General features: G+C 67.6%; 17 protein-coding genes. 5 read left to right on the forward strand and 12 right to left on the reverse strand.

Annotation, left to right across the window (positions count from 1 at the left end; genetic code table 11):
- Positions 1 to 7: 7 nt before the first annotated feature.
- The gene (locus CPH63_RS09810; RefSeq protein ID WP_172892191.1) at positions 8 to 2137 is read right to left on the reverse strand and encodes a bifunctional diguanylate cyclase/phosphodiesterase; all 2130 of its coding nucleotides are present in this window, start codon (positions 2135 to 2137) and stop codon (positions 8 to 10) included.
- A 281-nt stretch (positions 2138 to 2418) separates the two neighbouring features.
- On the opposite strand from CPH63_RS09810, the gene CPH63_RS22210 reads away from it, so the two are divergent.
- The gene (locus CPH63_RS22210) at positions 2419 to 4107 is read left to right on the forward strand and encodes a bifunctional diguanylate cyclase/phosphodiesterase (RefSeq protein WP_172892192.1); all 1689 of its coding nucleotides are present in this window, start codon (positions 2419 to 2421) and stop codon (positions 4105 to 4107) included.
- A gap of 57 nt (positions 4108 to 4164) precedes the next feature.
- Here CPH63_RS22210 and CPH63_RS09825 read toward each other — a convergent pair whose 3' ends face one another.
- Genes CPH63_RS09825 through CPH63_RS09855 form a run of 7 tightly spaced genes read right to left on the reverse strand, consistent with a single transcriptional unit; the run spans position 4165 to position 11982 of the window.
- Complete coding sequence (locus CPH63_RS09825; protein ID WP_096302800.1) at positions 4165 to 5493, reverse strand: amidase; 1329 nt, start codon at positions 5491 to 5493, stop codon at positions 4165 to 4167.
- Positions 5486 to 6559, reverse strand: coding sequence for a sugar phosphate isomerase/epimerase (locus tag CPH63_RS09830; protein ID WP_096302801.1), 1074 nt, complete (start codon positions 6557 to 6559; stop codon positions 5486 to 5488). Before CPH63_RS09830 ends, CPH63_RS09825 begins: the two co-directional genes overlap by 8 nt.
- A gap of 25 nt (positions 6560 to 6584) precedes the next feature.
- A complete protein-coding gene (locus CPH63_RS09835; RefSeq protein WP_096302802.1) occupies positions 6585 to 7430 on the reverse strand; it encodes an ABC transporter ATP-binding protein in 846 nt (281 codons plus the stop codon).
- Positions 7427 to 8509 carry an ABC transporter ATP-binding protein gene (locus CPH63_RS09840; RefSeq protein ID WP_197704651.1) on the reverse strand — a complete coding sequence of 361 codons (1083 nt, stop codon included), beginning with the start codon at positions 8507 to 8509 and terminating at the stop codon, positions 7427 to 7429. Before CPH63_RS09840 ends, CPH63_RS09835 begins: the two co-directional genes overlap by 4 nt.
- Positions 8509 to 9372 (reverse strand): ABC transporter permease, encoded by an 864-nt coding sequence (locus CPH63_RS09845; RefSeq protein WP_096302803.1) that lies wholly within the window; start codon positions 9370 to 9372, stop codon positions 8509 to 8511. The genes CPH63_RS09840 and CPH63_RS09845 overlap by 1 nt, the downstream gene beginning before the upstream one ends.
- Positions 9369 to 10400, reverse strand: a complete 1032-nt coding sequence (locus tag CPH63_RS09850; RefSeq protein WP_096302804.1) for an ABC transporter permease — start codon at positions 10398 to 10400, stop codon at positions 9369 to 9371. The genes CPH63_RS09845 and CPH63_RS09850 overlap by 4 nt, the downstream gene beginning before the upstream one ends.
- Positions 10401 to 10410: 10 nt before the next feature.
- Complete coding sequence (locus CPH63_RS09855; protein ID WP_157749427.1) at positions 10411 to 11982, reverse strand: ABC transporter substrate-binding protein; 1572 nt, start codon at positions 11980 to 11982, stop codon at positions 10411 to 10413.
- A 224-nt stretch (positions 11983 to 12206) separates the two neighbouring features.
- Between CPH63_RS09855 and CPH63_RS09860 the strand changes: the two genes are divergently transcribed.
- Together CPH63_RS09860 and CPH63_RS09865 are read left to right on the forward strand one after the other, a co-directional pair.
- Entirely contained in the window at positions 12207 to 12890 is a 684-nt protein-coding gene (locus CPH63_RS09860) for a GntR family transcriptional regulator (protein WP_096302806.1), read from the forward strand.
- Positions 12891 to 12991: 101 nt separating this feature from the next.
- A complete protein-coding gene (locus CPH63_RS09865) occupies positions 12992 to 13432 on the forward strand; it encodes a nucleoside deaminase (RefSeq protein ID WP_157749428.1) in 441 nt (146 codons plus the stop codon).
- Between the two features lie 28 nt (positions 13433 to 13460).
- On the opposite strand, the gene CPH63_RS09870 is transcribed toward CPH63_RS09865, so the two are convergent.
- Both CPH63_RS09870 and CPH63_RS09875 read right to left on the reverse strand, forming a co-directional pair.
- Positions 13461 to 14222: an SDR family NAD(P)-dependent oxidoreductase gene (locus tag CPH63_RS09870; RefSeq protein WP_096302808.1), complete on the reverse strand. Its 762-nt coding sequence runs from the start codon at positions 14220 to 14222 to the stop codon at positions 13461 to 13463.
- On the reverse strand, positions 14219 to 15037 hold the full coding sequence (locus CPH63_RS09875) for an alpha/beta fold hydrolase (protein WP_197704652.1): 819 nt from the start codon (positions 15035 to 15037) through the stop codon (positions 14219 to 14221). The genes CPH63_RS09870 and CPH63_RS09875 overlap by 4 nt, the downstream gene beginning before the upstream one ends.
- A 152-nt stretch (positions 15038 to 15189) precedes the next feature.
- Here CPH63_RS09875 and CPH63_RS09880 point away from each other — a divergent pair, with 152 nt between their 5' ends.
- The gene (locus CPH63_RS09880; RefSeq protein ID WP_096302810.1) at positions 15190 to 16593 is read left to right on the forward strand and encodes a DUF4082 domain-containing protein; all 1404 of its coding nucleotides are present in this window, start codon (positions 15190 to 15192) and stop codon (positions 16591 to 16593) included.
- Positions 16594 to 16759: 166 nt separating this feature from the next.
- Positions 16760 to 17617 (forward strand): hypothetical protein, encoded by an 858-nt coding sequence (locus tag CPH63_RS09885; RefSeq protein WP_096302811.1) that lies wholly within the window; start codon positions 16760 to 16762, stop codon positions 17615 to 17617.
- Between the two features lie 32 nt (positions 17618 to 17649).
- Here CPH63_RS09885 and CPH63_RS09890 read toward each other — a convergent pair whose 3' ends face one another.
- Entirely contained in the window at positions 17650 to 18312 is a 663-nt protein-coding gene (locus CPH63_RS09890; RefSeq protein ID WP_096302812.1) for a TetR/AcrR family transcriptional regulator, read from the reverse strand.
- Complete coding sequence (locus tag CPH63_RS09895; RefSeq protein ID WP_096302813.1) at positions 18309 to 19061, reverse strand: enoyl-CoA hydratase family protein; 753 nt, start codon at positions 19059 to 19061, stop codon at positions 18309 to 18311. The genes CPH63_RS09890 and CPH63_RS09895 overlap by 4 nt, the downstream gene beginning before the upstream one ends.
- Positions 19062 to 19088: the final 27 nt, after the last annotated feature.

The following is a 19088-nucleotide window of genomic DNA, read 5'->3' on the forward strand; positions in this document are numbered from 1 at the left end:
CGAGCTATTAACGGCTGGCCGACTCGGCCAATGCGTAGACGGTCGTGTTGATCGCTGCCAGCTGGGCGACGATCTCGCCGGCCGGCACCGGACGGGAAATGTAGAAGCCCTGGATCGTGTCGCAGCCCAGGCGTTGCAGCCGCTGCAGGTGCTCCAGCGTCTCGACGCCCTCCGCGGTGACCGACAGCCCGAGGCTGTGCCCGAGCTCGATGACGGAACTGACGATGGAGGCGTTCCCGGCGTTGGTGGACATCGAGAAGACGAAGGCCTGGTCGATCTTCAACTCGGCGATCGGCATCGAGGAGAGGTAGGCCAGGCTGGTCTGCCCGACGCCGAAATCGTCGATGGAGATGCGCAGGCCGGCCTCCGCCAGGCGTCCGAGCGTGCTGACGGCCCGCGGCGGATCGGCGAGGACGGCGGTCTCGGTGATCTCCAGGATGATGCGGCGCGGATCGGCGCCGGCCGTGTGCAGGATCTGCAGCACCTCGTCGGCGAAGTCCGCCCGGAGAAGGTTGCGCGCCGAGATATTCACCGCCACCGAAAGGTGCCCCGCCGGGTCGAGATCGGGGAGCGCGGCGCCGACCGTGCGCAGCAGCCAACGAGTCAGGTCGTCGATGAGGTCGGTCTGCTCGACTGCGAGCAGGAAGGCCTGCGGTGTGAGCAGTCCGAGCGTGGGGTGACGCCAGCGAACGAGCGCTTCGACCGCATCCACCGTCCGGGCGCGCAGGTCGTACTTCGGCTGGTAGTGCAGCTCGAGCTGGCCGGTGGTGATCGCTGCCGGTAACTCGGCGAGCAGGGTGAGGGCAACCGAGTCGAACGTGTCCTGGGTGCGGGTGTAGCGCACCACGCGGCGGTGCTCCCGCTTCGCGACGGAGAGGGCGATGTCCGCCTCCCGCAGCAGCGACTCCGGCTCCGGACGGCCGGCTGGGGCGAATTGGCCGACATTATCGGCGGTGTCGACGGTGAAGCCGATGCTCGCCTCGATGCTGAGCGGTAGGCCGTCGATCTCGATGTGCTGTCCGAAGGTAGCGGTCCGCAGCTCTTCGAGGGCCGCCGCGACGGCGAGGGGATCGGCGATGCCGCGCAGGACGATGCCGAACTCGTCGCCGGCCAGTCGCGCCACCGTGTCACCGGGCTGGACCCGGGAACTCAGTCGCTGGGCGACTATCCGGATCAGCTCGTCGCCGTTGGTGTGACCGAGGGCGTCGTTGACGTTGCGGAACCGATCGAGATTGACCAGCGCGACCGCCAACGGCGTCGACGACTCCTCGCTGTCCCGCGCGATGGCCCGGGTGAAACGGGTCCGATTCGGCAGCCCGGTCAGGGTGTCGTGAGAGGCCAGATAGGCGGTGGCTCTGAACTGGCTGCGCAGTCGCCGGATGACCGAAGCCGAGACGCCGAGCAGGCAGAACCACAGCAGTAGCAGGCCCAGGCTCAACACCAACGCGATGCTGCGTTGGCCGCCGGCGATATCCGATTCGATCGGGGCGTACGGGACGTACATCTCCAGCACCCCGATGCGGTTGCCCGACTGGGCCGCGAGCAGCGGCTGGTACACCTCGACTACGCGGGGACCGAGCGGGCCACCGTCGTTGTCGTCGGCATTGAGCCAGCTCAACTCGGAGATGGTGCGCCCGTCCGCCGCTTCCTTGGCCTCGTCGTCGGCGCCCAGATCCGATGGCTCCCCGGTCTGGTCGTCGGCGAAGACAACCTTCCCATCCAGGTCCCGCAGTCGAACCCGCAGCACCGATTGGTCGGCGACGGCTGATCGCACGCTTCGGGCCAGGTCGTCGCGTTCGGCGGAGGTCAGGCCGCGCCGCAGGTCGCGGGCATCGAGCACAGGAGCGATGCCGGTACGGGCGATGAGATCGGCCTTGGCGCGGCCCTCGGCCAGACCTCGCGAGTTGCCCTCGGACCGTAGCTGCACCATCAGCACCACTCCGAGCAGCAGTACGGGAACCAGCGAGACGGCGGCATAGATCGCGAAGAGTCGGCGCACCGAACCCGCTCGGGGCGCGGTGCGCGGGGTGGCCCGCGTCGCGTACTTCACCGAAGTCCAATCGACCGAGTCACCGTCAACTTGAGCCAGCGATCTTCGGCAGATCACGTTCACCGCCAGGACCCGGGCGAGGGGCAATCCGACGCTCGCCGCATATGTGCAATCCAGATTGTCTTTATTTTCTCTTAACATGCGACGAGTCGGGAACGATGCAACACTTCGATGCCCTGCGTTGTACGCGACGTACGACACAAACGACTACTCGGAGTACCAGGTTGACCGTCAGACCGCTGGAGGACTATCGGCCCCGCGCTCGCCGCGCCGGGTCTGGTCGTCTACCCACAAAAGCGGAGCTGCGGAGGATTTGGCGACTCGCCCGCATCCGTCCGGTAGTTGCGACTCGACTAGTCCTGGTCTTCATGACCGGTACCGCGTACTTCGCCGGCGGGACGCTTGCCCTGGTCGGGGTGACGCTGGTCCGCAACGACCTGCCGCACCCGATTCTGATGGCGCTCATCTCGCTGGGCTGCATGATCATCGGCGCGTTCCTCTATCTGCGAGTACGCCTGCTGACGATTCGGGCGTACTCGATCCTGGTCGCGGCCGGAACCGTGATCATCGCCTCCTCGGTCTATCTCGTCGGCCCCAGCAACCAGGCCGTCAATGTGGCCACGTTGCTGATGTTTCCGATGGTCGGAGCGTTCTTCTCCTTCTCCTGGGCGACTGCCCTCTGCCATATGGTCTTCATCGAGTTCTGTGCGGCGACCGCCTTCATCGCCCAGGGGCGCCCGGACAGCGACGTGCTGATCCTGCAGGGCGCGATGCTCGGGGTCGGTCTCGCGGTGGGGTGGCTCACCCGAGCCGCGGCGGCCAGCAAGAAGGACTCGCTGACCGGCCTGGCCAACCGCCGCTGGTTCGACGAGCGACTGCGCGACCTCATCGGCGACGCCAAAGCCGGCGACCCGCCGATGTCCATCGTTTTCATGGACTTTGACCGCTTCAAGCAGATCAATGACACCATCGGCCACGCCGAGGGCGATCGGGTGCTCATGGCGGCTGCGGATGCCTGGACCAAGATCGTCCCGCCCGGCTGCCTGCTGGCCCGTCCGGGCGGCGATGAGTTTGCCATGATCCTGCCGGGGTATTCAGCGAATCGGGCGGCCGAGATCGCCGACGTGATGCGCGAGTCGATCCTGCACGAGACGACCTGCTCGGCCGGAGTGGCCGAACTGCGACTGGACGACTCCAAGGCGATGCTGATGGCCCGGGCCGACGTCGCGCTCTACGAGGCGAAGAGCCGCGGCGGCAACCTGACCTGCCAGCACGGTGTGGTGAACACGGAGGGGGCCGAGGCCATTCACGCCGGCCTGGCCGCGGGCGAGTTCGAGGTCTACTACCAGCCGATCATCGACCTGCGATTCGGCCTGGTCACCGGCGACGAGGCGCTGATCCGGTGGAACGACCCGACCCGGGGTCTGGTGCCGCCCAACGACTTCATCCCGCTGGCCGAGGCGAACGGGGCGATTCACGCACTCGGTGCCTGGATTCTGCGGGAGGCCTGCCGCGGGACGGCCGAATACATCAAGGCGACCGGGGTCCCGCGTCGGATCTCGGTGAACGCGTCCGGGCACGAGCTGAAGCGGCTGGACTACGCGCAGCGGGTAGCTGACGTTCTCGCCGAGACCGGCCTCGACCCCTCCTCACTCGTCATCGAGGTGACCGAATCCACCTTCGACGCCGACCACCCGAACGTCATCGCGATGCTCGCCGAGCTGCGCGAACAGGGCATCGACATCGCCATCGACGACTTCGGTACGGGGTATTCGTCGCTGAGCCGGCTGCACAACATCCCGGCGAATGTGCTGAAGATTGACCGGTCTTTCGTCTCCGCGATCCCCGAGGACGGGGCCGAAGTACCGGTGCTGCGCTCGATCGTCGCGCTGGCCGAGGCGCTCGGGCTGCGGATCATCGCCGAGGGTGTGGAGACCGTGCATCAGGCGCAGGTACTGGCCGACCTCGGCTGCTCGCACGCGCAGGGCTACCACTTCGGCCGTCCGAACCCGGTGCAGCAGGCCAACACCAAGTCCTGGCACGTCCACGCCGCCTAACCACTCCGGTTTTGGCACACGGACCGGGATAATCCCTGCAGGTGTGCCAAAAGCGCTCTAGATCTGGGCCGTCAGTTCGGTGGCGATGTCGCAGCACTGCTGATCGCCACCGGGCGGTCCGACCAGCTGCACCGCTACGCTTCGCCCGCCCGACGTGGGCATCGTCGGGACGGTGAGCGAGGGGAGCCCGGTGAGCGAGATCGCCCGGCACTGCGCCATCAGGTCCGGCCCCTCGATCCAGCGGCCGTCGATCTCCACTCCACCGTCGTGCGCCACCGCCGATACCCCGGCCACCGGCACCAGCAGGGCGTCCACGTCGCCGAAGATGCCCCGAATCCGGGCCACGATCTCCCGCGAATACGCCCAGTTCGCACGAACCTCGGCGCTGCCCCAACCGCGCCCCGGCCGGGAGGCCAGCACGTTGCGGGTCCCCGGGCAGAGCAGGTCGGTCTCCGTACCGACCAGTGCTCGAAGGTCGTCGAGCACGTCGAGGTCGTCGCGCAGAGCGTTGTAGATCTCAAAGGCGTCGGAAAGTAGCCCCTCGACCTCGATGATCTCGTACCCGGCCGCGACGGCCGCGGCCCGAGCCGCGCTCAGCGCGTCGAGGGACTCCTCGCTCACTGGCCCGCACTCCCGCCCGGACGTGATCGCGATCCGCCGATGCCGCTGCGCCGGCGGCCGGGGCGCGTCCAGGCCGAACCAGTCGTCGCCGTCGGACCCGGAGATCACCTTGAGAACACGGGAGATCATCGCTGGAGTGGTGGCGTAGACCCCCGGCACCTCAACCCGGCTCAGCAGGCCGCGTGGTGCCGGGGCGCCGATCACCGGAGTGGCCCGGGTGCCACCGCCGCTCGGCATCCGGCCGGTGCGCGGAACCAGGCCGGCGCTGGTGCGCAGACCATAGACCCCGACGCACTGGGCCGGCCAGCGCACCGACCCGCCGTAGTCGCCGCCGATCGAGAAGTCGACGATTCCGGTGGCCACGGCGACCGCGTCGCCCCCGCTGGAGCCCCCCGGGGAGACCTCCGGGTCGGTCGGGTGCAGCACCCGACCGCCGACCCTGGTCTCGGTGTGGATTCCGTTGCCGAACTCGGCGCAGTTTCCCTTCCCGAAGAGGGTCGCCCCGGCCGCCCGCAAGCGGCTGACAAAGACGGTGTCCCGGGTCGGGAGGTGATCCTTCAGCAGCAGCGAACCGCCGGTGGAGACGAGGCCGGTGGTGGCGAAGGTGTCCTTCACGGTGAAGGCCAGCCCACCCAGCTCGCCGTCACCACCGAGCAGGGAGGCCTCCTCCGACACTGTGGCCAGCAGTGCGTTCGTCCAACGGACCTCCTGCCAGCGCCGGTGGGCGGTGGCGATCCGATCCGGCGCCGGGCTCGTCTCAGTCACTGAGCGGGAGCCCCTTCTCGATGCAGACCGAGCGCAGGTGCGCCGCCCCCTTCTTGATCAGCGCGATCGCCGCCTCGAAGTCGTAGGGGCGAGCACCGTAGGTGAGGCGGTCGGGGATCTCCCCGGCGGCCAGCCGCTCGGCGTAGTCGTGAGCCAGTTGGATGAAGGCGGCGTACTCGCCGACGGTGAGATCCGGATGGCCGGCCAGGAACTCGGGGTCGAAGAGCTCGATGAAGATCACCGAGGCCGGGCGCAGCGCATCCTCCCGGGCCTGCGGATTCTCGATGGTGAGGTTCAGTGTCGGGTTCACGTCGGCCAGGATCGGCAGGATCTCGCCGAAGTCGATTACCCCGTCCCCGCACGGACGGTGCTGATAGTCCAAACCGCCGTCGCCGAAGGAGAGGAGCCCGTCCTTCAGATGGGTCTGGCGCACATAGGGGGCGACCCGGCGAGCGGCCCAGACCGGATGCTCGATGCGCTGAAGGACGTTGCTGGTGTCGAAGACGATGCCGGTGACGTCCGGGCCGACCTCTTCGACCATCCGCACCAGCTCGAAGGAGGTGACCTCCTCATGCGTCTCCAGGTTCAGGTGAATCCCGAGATCGCGGGCGATCGGCGCCAGCCGCTTCAGGAACTTCGTCGAGGCTGCGAGCTGATCACTCCAGTCGACGTCGGTGCGGAACCGGTCGTAGGCCAGCCGGCCGCGGAACATCCATTTGTAACTGGCCAATGCGACCCACAGCTCGCGGCAGTCGATCGCGGCGCAGGCCTCCATCATCCGTCGGAAACCGAGCACGATGTCGCCGTCGCCGATGGCCCGCAACTCCGGAACCTCCGGGTTTGCATAGGGGTTCACCTTGCCGAGGCCGGCCTCCATGTACATTCCCAGCTCGTCGGCCCGCTGCCGGATCGCCCGCAGTTCGCCGGCGTCAAGGGTCGGGCTGAGGTCCAGCACGGTGCGGAAGAACAGGCCGGAGAGGCCGAGCTCCTGGCCGTGTTCGAGGCTGCCGATCGGGCCCCGCTTCACCGCCTCGGGAATCTTCGAGCCGTCTACTCCGATACGCATAACTTCTCCTATGACTGAGGGTGAATTAACTGGAAACTTCGAGGGAGAGCGGTTGGGCCAGTGCGAGCAGACGCTCACGTGCGCGGGCCCGCGCCACCGGTGGATCGGGAATCGGTACGGCCGCCAGCAGCTGGCGGGTGTATTCGGCCCGCGGATCGGCGAAGACCTCGCCGCTGAGCCCCTCCTCGACGATGTGGCCGTCACTGAGGATGGCGACGCGGGAGCAGAGTTGGCGCACCACGGCCAGGTCGTGGGCGACGAAGAGAACGGTCAACCCCAGATCGTCGCGCATGTCCTGGAGAAGGTTGAGGATCTGAGCCTGCACCGAGACGTCCAGGGCCGACACCGCCTCGTCACAGATGAGCAACCGAGGCTCGACGGCCAACGCCCGGGCAATGGCGATGCGCTGCCGCTGACCGCCGGAGAAGGAGCGTGGGTAGCGGTCGATGTCGCGCTCGTCCAGGCCGACCAGCCGCAGCAGCTCCAGCACCCGGACGCGCTCGGCGGCCCGGTTCGGGCGCAGCCGGTGCACCCTGATCCCCTCGCCGATCAGCTCGCCCGCGGTCATTCGCGGGTTGAGGCTGCCGGTCGGGTCCTGGAAGACGACCTGGATCTCGCGTTGCAGTCGGCGTCGCTGCTCCTTGCCGGCGCCGTCGATGCGTATTCCGTCGAATTCGATCCACCCGTCGTCGGGCTTCTCGAGGCCGAGGATGCAGCGAATCGTGGTTGATTTGCCGGAGCCCGACTCGCCGACCAGGCCGGTGATCTCGCCGGCCGGCACCCGCAGATAGACGTCGTTGAGGGCATTCACCGGCGCCTGTCCGAAGCTGCGGTAGCTCTTACGGACGCCGCGCACATCGAGCAGGATCATGACCGAGCCTCCACTTCAGCAACTGCGTCAGGTTCGGGATCGAAGAGGTGGCAGGCCACGCTGCCGCCCGACGGTGTGGGTATGAAGCGCGGCACCTCGCTCTCGCAGCGCGCCATCCGCTGCGGGCAGCGGGGGTGGAAGACGCAGCCCGTCGGGCGATCGGCCGGGTGTGGCGCCGAGCCTTCGATGCCGGGCAGACGCGCGGCTGGCTGGTCGATACGGGGAAGGGCCCGCAGCAGCCCGCGGGTGTAGGGGTGCGCCGGCTCGGCGAAGATCGCGTCCACCGGGTCGGCGTGCACTACCCGGCCGGCGTACATGACGACCACCCGGTCGGCGAAGCCGGCCACTGTGGCCAGGTCGTGGGTGATCAGCAGCACGGCCAGCCGCCGCTCCTGGGCCACCTGGTCGATGACCGTGAGCACCTGCTCCTGGGCCCGGACATCCAGGGCGGTGGTCGGTTCGTCGGCCAGCAGCACCGACGGGTTGCCGGCCAACGCCATGGCTAGCACGACCCGCTGTCGCATGCCGCCGGAGAACTCGTGCGGATAGGCCCGCATCCGCCGGGACGCATCGGGAACGCCGAGCTCGGAGAGAAGCTCCTGGGCCTGTCGGCGGGCCTCGACCCGACCGGCGCCGGCCAGCCGCAGCGGCTCGGCGACCTGGGCGCCGATCGTCATCAACGGGTCCAGCGCCCCCATCGGGTTCTGGAATACCATCGCCACTTCGCGACCGCGTACCTTGGTCATGGCCCGGTCGGAGAGACCGGTGAGATCCCGTCCGCGGAGCAGGATCTGCCCGGAGACCGAAAGCTCGGGGTCCAGCCGGAGGATGGCCCGGGCCGTCGCCGACTTTCCCGACCCGGACTCACCGACCATCGCGACCCGTTCGCCCTGGAAGAGGTTCAGGTCGACCTGCTCGACGATGCGCACGGACGTGCCGTCCGGGCGCCGGGCGGAGATGGCGAGGTTCTGTAGCGCCAGTACCGGATCAGCCTTTCCGGGCCGCGCCGTCTCTGAGGTCACCGTGATCGGAGCCTGCTCCGGCTCGCGGTAATCACTGGGGGAGAGGTCGGTCATCATCACTTCCTGCCTTCACTCAGACGGGCCTGGACGACATCGCCGAAGAGTGCGAAGGCCATCGTGGAGAGCGCGATCGCCATGCCCGGCCAGAAGGTGGCCCACCAGGCGGTGGCGATGTAACCCTGACCTTCGCTGACCATCGCCCCCCACTCCGGGCTCGGTGGCTGGGGCCCGACTCCGACGAAGGACAGCGAGCTGATCACCAGGATGGTGCTGCCGATGTCAGCCGCCCACTTCACGATGAGCACGTCGAGGGAGTTCGGGAGAATGTGCCGGCGCAGCAGGCGAATTCGGGAGACCCCAAGGACCTGCGCACCCTCCACATAGGGCATCGCGGCCGTCTCCCGGATGATCGAACGGAGCAGTCGGGCGGTCACCGGCCAGGCGGTGACGCTGAGGGCGATGACGGCCGACTTCAGGCTCGGTCCCAGGGCCGCCGCGAAGCCCAGGCCGAAGATCACAGTCGGGATGGCCATCGCCGCGTCGGTGAAGCGCATCAGCGTCTCGTCGACGACGCGGCCTCCGACCGCTGCGAGCGCTGCGATGAGGGTGCCGATCATCGAGTAGACCGCGACCACGATCACCGCCGAGAGCACCGATTCCCGGGCTCCGGCAACGACGCGCCAGAAGACGTCTCGCCCCTGGTCGTCGGTGCCGAACCAGTGCTGAGCGCTCGGCGGGAGGAGTGCGTCGCGGATGTTGGAGGTGGTGATCGAGTCGGGTGCGATGAGCGGGCCGAAGATCGCCATGAGCAGCAGCAGGAGCACCGCGGAGATCACCAGCCGGTTGAAGAGCCGGTGCCCGGCCATCCCGCCGCGCAGCGCCCGCAGGCGCGCCGGCTGGCGCAGGGAGAGGGAGGTCATGTCACACTCGCTAGCTGTCCGGCGCGGATGCGCGGGTCACGGATGAGTTGGATGACGTCGATCGCGAAGCTGCTGGCCACGACGAGGACACCGATCACCAGCACCGCGCCGACGACGGCCAGCCGGTCGGAGTTGGCGACCGCGTTGGTGAGGTAGGCGCCGATGCCGTTGAGACCGAAGACCGATTCGACCAGCACCGCGGCCCCGACCATCATCGAGAAGGTCGCGCCGATGACCGTCAGTGCGGCGCCGGCCGAGTTCGGCAGCAGATGTCGACGAACCAGGGCCGCCGCCGGAACCCCCTTGGCCCGAGCCGCGTCGATGTACTCGCTGTCCAGCACCCCGATCATGTCGGTGCGCAGTGTGCGATACAGCTGGCCGGTGAAGGGGAGCGCCAGCACGATGGCCGGCAGCAGCAGGTGATGCAGGCCGTCGATGAAGGCATTCGGGTTGCTGTTCAGGAGGGTGTCGATCAGGGTGAACCCGGTGACCCGCGGTATCCGGACATGAGGGGCGAGAGCCCCGGAGATGGGGAACCAACCCAGTTTTGTTGACAGAACGTACTGGGCGACCAGCGCCAGCCAGAACGTCGGCAGGCCGGCGCTCATGATCACCGCCGCCCGCACCGCCGTGTCGGAGCCACGATCACTGCGCAGCGCCGAGAAGACGGCCGCGGGGACGGCGACCAGGATCATGATCAGCATCGCCATCAGAACCAGTTCGATCGTCTGCGGGAGAACCTCCCAGATGCCGGCGGCGATTGAGCTGTGCGAGCTGATCGAAGTGCCGAGGTCGCCGTGAATCAGGCGGTCGAGGAACTCGAAGTACTGCACCGGAAGTGACCGGTCCAGCCCGAGATGGGTGCGCATAGCGGCCACCTGCTCGGGTGTGGCCGAGACTCCGGCCGCCACGTGGGCCTCATCCCCGGGGATGACCTTGACCATCGTGAAGATGATCAAGGTCAACACCAGGAGCGTGATGACCGACGTGACCAGCCGCCGGGCGAGATACCCCAGTACCTGATTCACGGCGCCAGACCTAACTAATGCGGAGGGTGGAGAGGGTGATCGGGTTGGCGTTCGGGCTGGCCACCACTCCAGTGATGTCGGCCCGGTGACTTACCGGCTGCTGGTAGGTGTACATGTTCACCGCAACCGCCTGGTCGTAGATGATCTTCTGCGCCTGCTCGTACAGCGGGCACCGCGCGGCCGGATCGGAGGTGACCTTCGCCTTGTCCAGCAGGGCGTCGACCTGCGGGTTGCTGAAGCCGGAGTAGTTGGTGCCGACCGACTTCGAGTTGTAGACGTAGTTCAGGTAGATACCGGTGTCCGGGAAGCGGGGCACGTCGCCGAGCAGCATTACCTGCGGGATCTTGCTGGTGTCGCTGAGGCTGGCCAGGTAATCGGAGAAGGTGATCGGGACGAGGTCGAGAGTGACCCCGATCTGCTTCAGGTTCGACTGGAAGAGCGTCGCCTCCTGGGTGAATTCGGCCAACGCGGGCTGGTAGCGCATGGTCAGGTGCAGGTTGCTGACCCCGGCTCCGGCCAGCAGGGCCTTCGCCTTATCCAGGTCCTGCTTGTAGCCGCCCAGCTTCGGCTCGCAGGAGAGCGTCGGTGGAAGCGGCCCGTCCAGTAGTGCGCCCTTGCCGTTCCACACCTTCTCCAGGCCACCCTCGTAGTCGTAGGCGTACTGCAGCGCCTGGCGGACGATCGGGTTGGCGGTGGGGCCGGTGTTGGTGTTGAAGAAGATGTACTCGGAGAGGCCGGAGTTGATCCAGGCCGTCTTCAGATTGCCGGTGTCACCGATCGCCAGGGCGTCGGCGGAGGAGAGCTTCAGCGCTACGTCCGCCGTGCCGGCCCGCAGGTCGGCCGCCTGGGTGGCGCTCTGGTCGACCCGCAGGATGCGCATGCTGGTCGGGCGCGTCTTGTCGTAATTCCAGTACTTGTCGTAGCGGTTCACGGTGATGTCGTTGAGCGACTTCTGCTCGCCGACGGTGAACGGGCCGCTGCCGGCGTCGTGGGACTGCAGCCACGCCTGGCCGTGGTCGGTGCCGGCGTGCGCCTGCACCACCTTGGAGTTGAGGATGTAGATCTTGCTCAGCATTCCGAGGAAGAAGGCGTTGGCGTCCTTCAGGGTGATGGTGAGGGTGGTCGGGCTGTCAACGGTGGAGGAGGCGTAGTCGGAGAGGTAGCTGGCTACGCCGGTGCCGACGGCGACGTCGCGGTCAAGGGTGTACTTGACATCGGTCGCGGTAACCGAGGTTCCGTCGTGGAAGGTCGGACCCGACTTCATGGTGATGCTCACCGACTTGGCGTCTGGGGCGACGGTGAACTTGTCGGCCAGCACGCCGACGATGTTGTTGTTCGAGTCGTAGGTGACGGCCGGGTCGTAGACCACGTTGGCCACCGTGTCCGTCTCCGCCTGCTCGGCCTGGATCGGGTCGATCGTGTCGATCGAGTTGGCGTGCACGACAGTGATGTCGGTTGAACCGCCTCCCGAGGAGTTCGAGCTGTCCGAGGAGGAGCAGGCGGCCGCCGTCAGGGTGACTGCGAGGGCCGCGGATACCAACGGCAAGGCCCGTCGGGCCGGCCGGTATCGGGAAGACTTCATAGTTCGTTCCTTCATATGTAGTGCGGCCTGGGCTGGCACGGGCGATGTGCGAGCTGCTGCGGTCTGTGGGCCGCAGCCGTTGCCGTCTTGGTATACCAAGAGTAGGGAGCAGGTCATGACGTGGCAATGATTCTTGTGTAAACAGCTTGTAACATAAGGCTCACAACCGAAAAGGCTGGGAGCTTTGGTATCCAAGATCAGCGTTGGTATGCCAAGATGGCTTTATGAGCAATTCCCTGAGTGAGGCCGAGCAGCACGACGAGTCGCTGTCGGACCGCATCGTTCAGCAACTGCGCAACAAGATCATCACCGGCGAGCTGGCTCCCGGAGCGCGCCTGCGGGAGCGGGAACTGGCCGATGAACTAGGGGTCTCCCGCATCCCGTTGCGTGAAGCGATGCAGCAGTTGGAGTCCGACGGCTTCATCCAATCGGCGATTCGGCGCGGAGCCATCGTCACCGAACTGACGCTGCGCGACGTCGAGGAACTCTTCAACGTCCGCCTCTGTGTGGAGGTCTACGCGACTCGGCTGGCCGCCCAGCGGGTAGCGGACGGGGCCTCGGTCAGTGAACTGCAGGCGGCCATGCGCCAGTCGGAGCGGGCCGTGGCCACCGGCAACGTGAACAGCATCGCCGAGTCGAATGCCGAACTACACGAGGAGATCGTCCATCTGGCCGACAACTCGCTGTTGACCACGATGATGCGCTCGGTCTCCGGACGTGATCGCTGGATCTTCCGGATGACCAATTCGGTATCCCGACCGGCCGCCGCCTGCCAGGAGCATGTCGAACTCTGCGACGCGATCTACGCTGGGAACCCGGACTTCGCCGCCGCCATCTCCTACTCCCACATCGAGCGTGGGCGGAAGCCGACCATCGACGTACTCCGCTCAGTGCTGCCGCTCAAGTAGCGCGCCCAACTACCTCATCCCGAAGAAGCCCGAACGAAGCCAGAACGAAGCCAGAAGAAGCCCAGAGACGCAGAAGGAAAGGCAGTACGAGAATGCAGGTTGTGAATGAGACCGAGTTGATGGGTCAGGCCCTGGAGCAGGCTCGTGAGGCGCTGGCCGCCGGCGATCATCCCTACGGTGCCGTCATCGTCAGCGCCGCCGGGACGCTGGCCGAGCGGAATCGGGTGGTCACCACCACCGACCCGACCGCCCACAGTGAGACGATGGCGATCCGTACCGCCGCCGCGCAGTGGGGGCTGACCAGCACACACGGTGCCACCATGTTCACCAGCTTTGAGCCCTGCCCGATGTGCCTGGGGGCAATCGCGGAGTCAGGCATCACCCGGTTGGTCATTGGCGGCCGGCGCGTGCTCGGCGAGCCGCCGTTGGGTGACTACCGGGTCGAGGCGTTGCTGGAGCTGATGGGGCGCACCGGTGACATCGCCATCGAAGCCGGCCCGTTGGCGTCCGAGATCGCCGAGTTCTACGCCGCGAACAGCTAAGCGACCACCTTGGCCATCACCTGATTGCTCAGGTAATGGTGAGCCCACCGTCGACGACAATGGTCTGGCCGGTGACGTAACCACCGGCGGCCGACGCCAGCCAGACCAGCGTCGCAGCGAGTTCGGCCGGGTCGCCGGTGCGACCGAGTACGACCCGCTTCCCCTCACTCTCCAGATACCCGTCCGGGTACTGGTGAGTCATCTCGGAGGCGAAGAAGCCAGGTGCGATGGCATTAACCCGGATTCCCTTGCGGGCGCCCCACTGCTGAGCCAGGTCACGGGTCAGGCCGATGATTGCGGCCTTGCTGGAGGCGTAGGCCGCCTGCGGAAGGCCGCCGGTGGTGATGCCCAGGACGCTCGAGATGTTGATGATCGAGCTGCCCGGCCGCATGATGCGCCCGCAGGCCTGGGCCGCCCAGTAGGAGCCGTTGAGGTTGATGTCGATGACCGCACGGAACTGCTCCGGGGTCTCGCGGGTCGCCGGCACCGCGGTACCGACGCCGGCGTTGTTCACCAGCAGGTCGACCTTCCCGAACTCGGCCATCGCCGCGTCGACCATGGCCTGGCACTGCGCCGGGTCGGCGACGTCGGTCGAGACGGTGATCGTCTTGCTTCCGAGTGCCCGCACCATCTCGGCCGTCTCCTCGAGCCGATCGGCCCGCCGCGCGGCCAGCACGAGGTTCGCCCCGGCTTCGGCCAGCGCCTGCGCGAAGGCAACCCCCAACCCGGATGAGGCGCCGGTGACGATGGCGACTTGGCCATCGAGACGGAAGCTGTCGAGAACGCTCATGGGGAATCTCCCTTTGTCGGGTCGGGGCAGAGCAGGACGGCGGCACGGATCGTGTCGGCGACCAGGGTCGGGTTGTCGAACATAGGGACGTGGCCGCAGTCATCGAGGCGGCGGAACTGCGCCGCCGGCAGCATCAGACGGGCCCGCGGCTCGAAGTGTTTCACCGGGAAGATCCGGTCCCGAGCCGACCAGGCGACCAGCACCGGGCAGGGGAGTGGATCGAGCAAGGGGAAGCTCTCGTCGGTGGCCAGCAGATCCTCGGCGACGGTGCAGGCCAGCATGTCGTCGACCACCTGGACTATCGCTTTGGCGGCCACCCGATCGCCATGAACCGACTGGTCGGCCAGCGCGAAGCGGCGGATCTTGGCGATCTTGAGCGCCACCGGCAGGGCCGGACGGAACAGCCGGCCGCGGCGCCGCGCTGAGCGCAGCTTGCGGCGGGTCTCGCTGTCGGTGGAGGTACTGCTGATCGCGTCGCCGTCCCACATGCCGGCCGGCGAGAGGGCGCAGACGCTGAGGGCCCGACCCCGGCGGGCCAGCTCCAGGGCGGCCCAGCCACCCATCGAATTTCCGACCAGGTGAGCCTTCTCCACGCCCGATTCATCGAGGCTGCGCTCGAAGTCGTCGACGATGTCGAGGATCGTCGTGCTGCTCGACCCCGAGCGAGGGCGCCCGCCGGCGTGGCCCAGCGCGTTCGGGATCAACAGGTCGAAGTCATCGCTCAGCAGCGGCGTCACCTCCCGCCACATCGCAGCGGACCCCATCACACCGTGCAGCAGCACCATCGGCTCTCGCGGGCCAGTCGTTGACGTCACCGGCGGATGTTAGCAAGCAGCGACAGGCCCGACTGCAGTTGAGGATCTTGTGATCTACGGAGCGCGTCGATACGGTGTCTGCGGGTGCGCGAACGCTCTGTGTCGATGCGACTTCGTGACGTGCCTATAACGCATAGCAGGGGGACTGACCGATGAAGGCAGCGAGAGCACTCCGTCCGTGGTTGATGCTGAGCAGCATCCTGAGCGCTTCAGCCCTCGTGCTGACCGGGCTCGCCGTTCCGGCGGTCGCCGATGCGAACAATTGCCCCTGCACCCTCTTCACCCCGGCCGACGGTCCGCTGGGCGGCGACGTCGACAGCGGAGACGATTCGTCGGTCGAACTGGGTGTCCAGTTCACGGTCACCGCGCCGGAGCCGATCACCGCGGTCCGCTTCTTCAAGGCCGCCGGAAACACGGGTACCCACGTCGGTAGCCTCTGGACCGCCACCGGGACGCTGCTGGCCCAGGTCACCTTCAGTAACGAATCCTCCGACGGCTGGCAGCAGGCGAACTTCTCGACGCCGGTGCTCGCAACACCCGGCAACGTCTACGTCGCCTCCTACTTCGCGCCCGACGGGCACTACTCCTTCACCCACAGCTACTTCGGCAGCGCCAGCCACGACAGTGGCATCCTGCACGCCCCCGGAGGCGATCCGACCACTCCGAACGGGGTCTTCGTCTACACCCCACAACCAGCCTTTCCGACCGGCTCCTACAACAGCACCAACTATTGGGTCGACGTCGTCGCCGACGGTGCAGCACCGGCGCCGACCCTGAGTTCACTGAGCATCTCGCCGCAGTCACTCAACGGGACGAAGGGCGAGTCGGCCCAGTTGACCGCGACCGGCACCTACTCCGACGCGAGCACGGCCGACCTCACCGGCCAGGTCACCTGGAGCTCGGCCGACCCGTCAGTGGCGACGGTGAGCAGCGGCGGTCTGGTCTCCGCGGTTGGCACCGGCACCACAACCGTTACCGCAACGCTCGACGGGGTCACCAGCAGCGTCCCGACGACGGTGCGGGGGCCGACAGTGACCGGCGTGACCGTCACCGGTGTGCCGGCGTCGCTGGCCAAGGGCGCCACCCGGCAGCTCACCGCAACCGCGCGCTACTCCGACGGCACGACCGCCAACGTCACCGCGCAGGCCAGTTGGTCGTCGTCCGAGCCGGCCGTCGCCGGGGTGAGCGCCGGTGGCCTGCTGACCGCGACGGGGATCGGGACGAGCAGCGTCTCGGCCTCCTTCGGGGGCGCCACCGGCTCCGGCTCGGTTTCGGTGACGGCCGCCGTACTGACATCGCTGTCCATCACTCCAGCGAACGCCCACGTGCGCGTGCTGCAGGTCGTGCCGTTGCATGCGTCGGCGACCTACAGCGACGGAACCAGCGTGAACATCACCACGAAGGCACTCTGGTGGTCCTCCAGCCCGTTTATCGCCATCGTCGGTAGCGGGCCGCTGGTCGGGGGTCTGCTGGCCAGCCTGATCTGCCACGGCACCAGCAGCATCTCGGTGAGCTACGGCGGCCTCAACGCGGCCACCAACATCACCGTCGGCTGAGGCCACGCACGTCCGGTCGGTGCCGCCCGACTTCGACATGACGGCGGGACAGTATTGACTTACGCTTCACCCGGTCGTTCACACGCACTGGTACCACGGATGGGGATCCGAGTGGGCTCGGCCGGTTCCCTGACGGACCTGGGGTCGTATCAGATCGGCTGAGTGAATGGCGCTTACCGTTGACGCCCCGCCGCGTTCGCTCCATGCCCCGACCGGCGATGTGCGGCTGGCCTATGTGGAGCGGGAAGCCCGTCACTTCGCGGACGGACGGCGCTACGCGATCAGCCTGCACGGTCTGCGCATTCCCCGTCGAGTCATCTACCGCTTCGTGCTTCCGTCCGCGCTAACTCTCAGCTATTCATTGCTCATGCTCGGCCTGACGCTCTTCTCGGTGCAGCAGGCCGCGGCCTACCACAGCAGTAACAACGCGCTCCGCGCCAGCTATGACGCCCAGATGGCGACCTGGTTCACCCAGGTTTCGGCGGGCCAGCACTCCTACTCCGGCAGCGTCGTCTCCCAGGTCGTCGAGGCTGACGGGCGGGACCTGGTTGACGTGATGCTGTCGGACGGTTCCCGGGTCAACGTGCTGGCGGCGGCGTCATGCCTGCCTGCGTCAGGGGCGAGCGTGGGCAGCGCGGTATCCGTGCTGCGCGTTCCGAGTGATCACTCGGTGCCAGCCGTCTTCCGCCCGGAGGCACGCTGCCTGCAGCCGGTTCCGTCGGCCGCGGCCGAGACCTCCGACTACGCCCTGCCCACGTATCCGCGTCTGGCGCCGATCAACGCCTATCTGATCGACGAGGCCGCCGCGATGTTCGGCCTCACCCTGATCGCCCTCGGGCTGCGCCGGGCGATGTTGATGCGCCGCTACGGCATCGGGGCGGCGGTCAACCAGAAGCGCAGGACACGTCGGCGCAACTTCGTCCCCTACGTCGGCACGACGGTGCTGGTGATCGCGGTCGTGGCCTACCCGGTCATCGACGCGGTGGCGCCGGTGCTCCGGCAGTTCCTACGCAGCCACGCCTAGTCAACCGGCTCCGCCTAGTCGGCCAACTCCGCCTAGTCCGCCACCTGAGCCGGTTGAGTAAGGGCCGCTTCGAGCAGCCTTGACCACTGACGCACCACCCGCGCTCGGCGGCGGGAGTCGTCGGTGAGCAGGTTGGCCAGTGCCAGCCCGCGCGCCATGTCGAGGATTCCCTGGACGGTCTCCCGCACCCCGGGGACGCTTTCATCGACCCCGAGCAACTCGATCGTCGCCTGGTGAGCCGCCGCGCCCATCCGGGCCTCCAGCGGGACGATCTGCGCGCGGAGCACCTCATCGGAGGCCGCCGCGACCCAGATCTGCAGGGCGGCCCGGAACGTCCGACCGGTGTAGCTTCGCACCAGCATCTCGACCACCGCCTCGGTCCGCTCAGCCCCGGGTGGCAGCTGCGTGACCTCTTCGGCCATCTCAGCGGTGCGCTGTTCGGCGAGGTACTCGACCACCGCGGTGAAGAGCTCCTCCCGGGTCGGGAAGTGATGCTGTGCTGCGCCTCGGGAGACGCCGGCGCGCTCGGCGACCAGACTCACCGTGGTGCGCGTCCAGCCGATTTCACTGAGGCAGTCTCCGGCCGCCTCCAGCAGGTTCTGACGGGTCAACCGGCTCCGGTCCTGGCTGGGTGAGCGTGCACTGAGCCCGGACGCGCCTGCGGCGGGGCTGCCGGGCGCCGAGGTGGCGGTCACAGGACCCAGCTCGGTGATCGTTTCTGCAGGAACGCCATGATGCCCTCGCGAGCGTCGTCGGAGTCGAAGAGCCGAGCCGAAAGCGCCGCCAGCTCCTGCGCATCCTGGTCGAAACGGGCGAGAAGTTCCTTGTTGAGCAGGCGTTTCGTCTCAGCCAGCCCCTGGGGTGACGCCAGCCGAAGGGCCGTGGTGAGCTCGTCGACTTCAGTCGCGAGGTTCTGGGCGGCCAAGGTGATCAGGCCGATCTCAGCCGCCACCGGGGCACCGAACTTCTCACCGGTGAGCAAATAACGCGCCGCCGCGCGCGGCTGCATCACCGGCCGGGTGGTGAGCGAGATGATGGCCGCCGCGACGCCGATCCGCGCTTCGGTGAACGCGAAACTCGAACCGAACCCGGCCACTGCGAGGTCACAGGCGCCGACCAGCCCGAGCCCACCCGCTCGCACGTTCCCGTCGATGACCGCGATCACCGGCTTGGGCGCCTCGAGGATACGGCGCAGCAGCTCGACCATCCGCTGGGTGCCCTTGGCCGGCCCGCCCTCGGCGGCGCTCTCGGCCAGGTCAGCCCCGGCGCAGAAGGTCGAGCCGGTGTGGGTGAGCAGGATCGCCCGTACCGCCGGGTCGGCCGCCGCGGTCTCGAGGTGGCCCGTCAGCTCCGCGACCAGGGAGGAGCTCAGGGCGTTGCGATTCTCCGGCGAATTAAGGGTGATCGTTGCGATACCCCGGGCCAGGGCGTAGTCGACGCTCACGTCATGTCCGTCCGTCGATAGTGGTTT

The organism is Jatrophihabitans sp. GAS493, assembly GCF_900230215.1.
In the GTDB taxonomy this organism is placed as follows: domain Bacteria; phylum Actinomycetota; class Actinomycetes; order Mycobacteriales; family Jatrophihabitantaceae; genus MT45.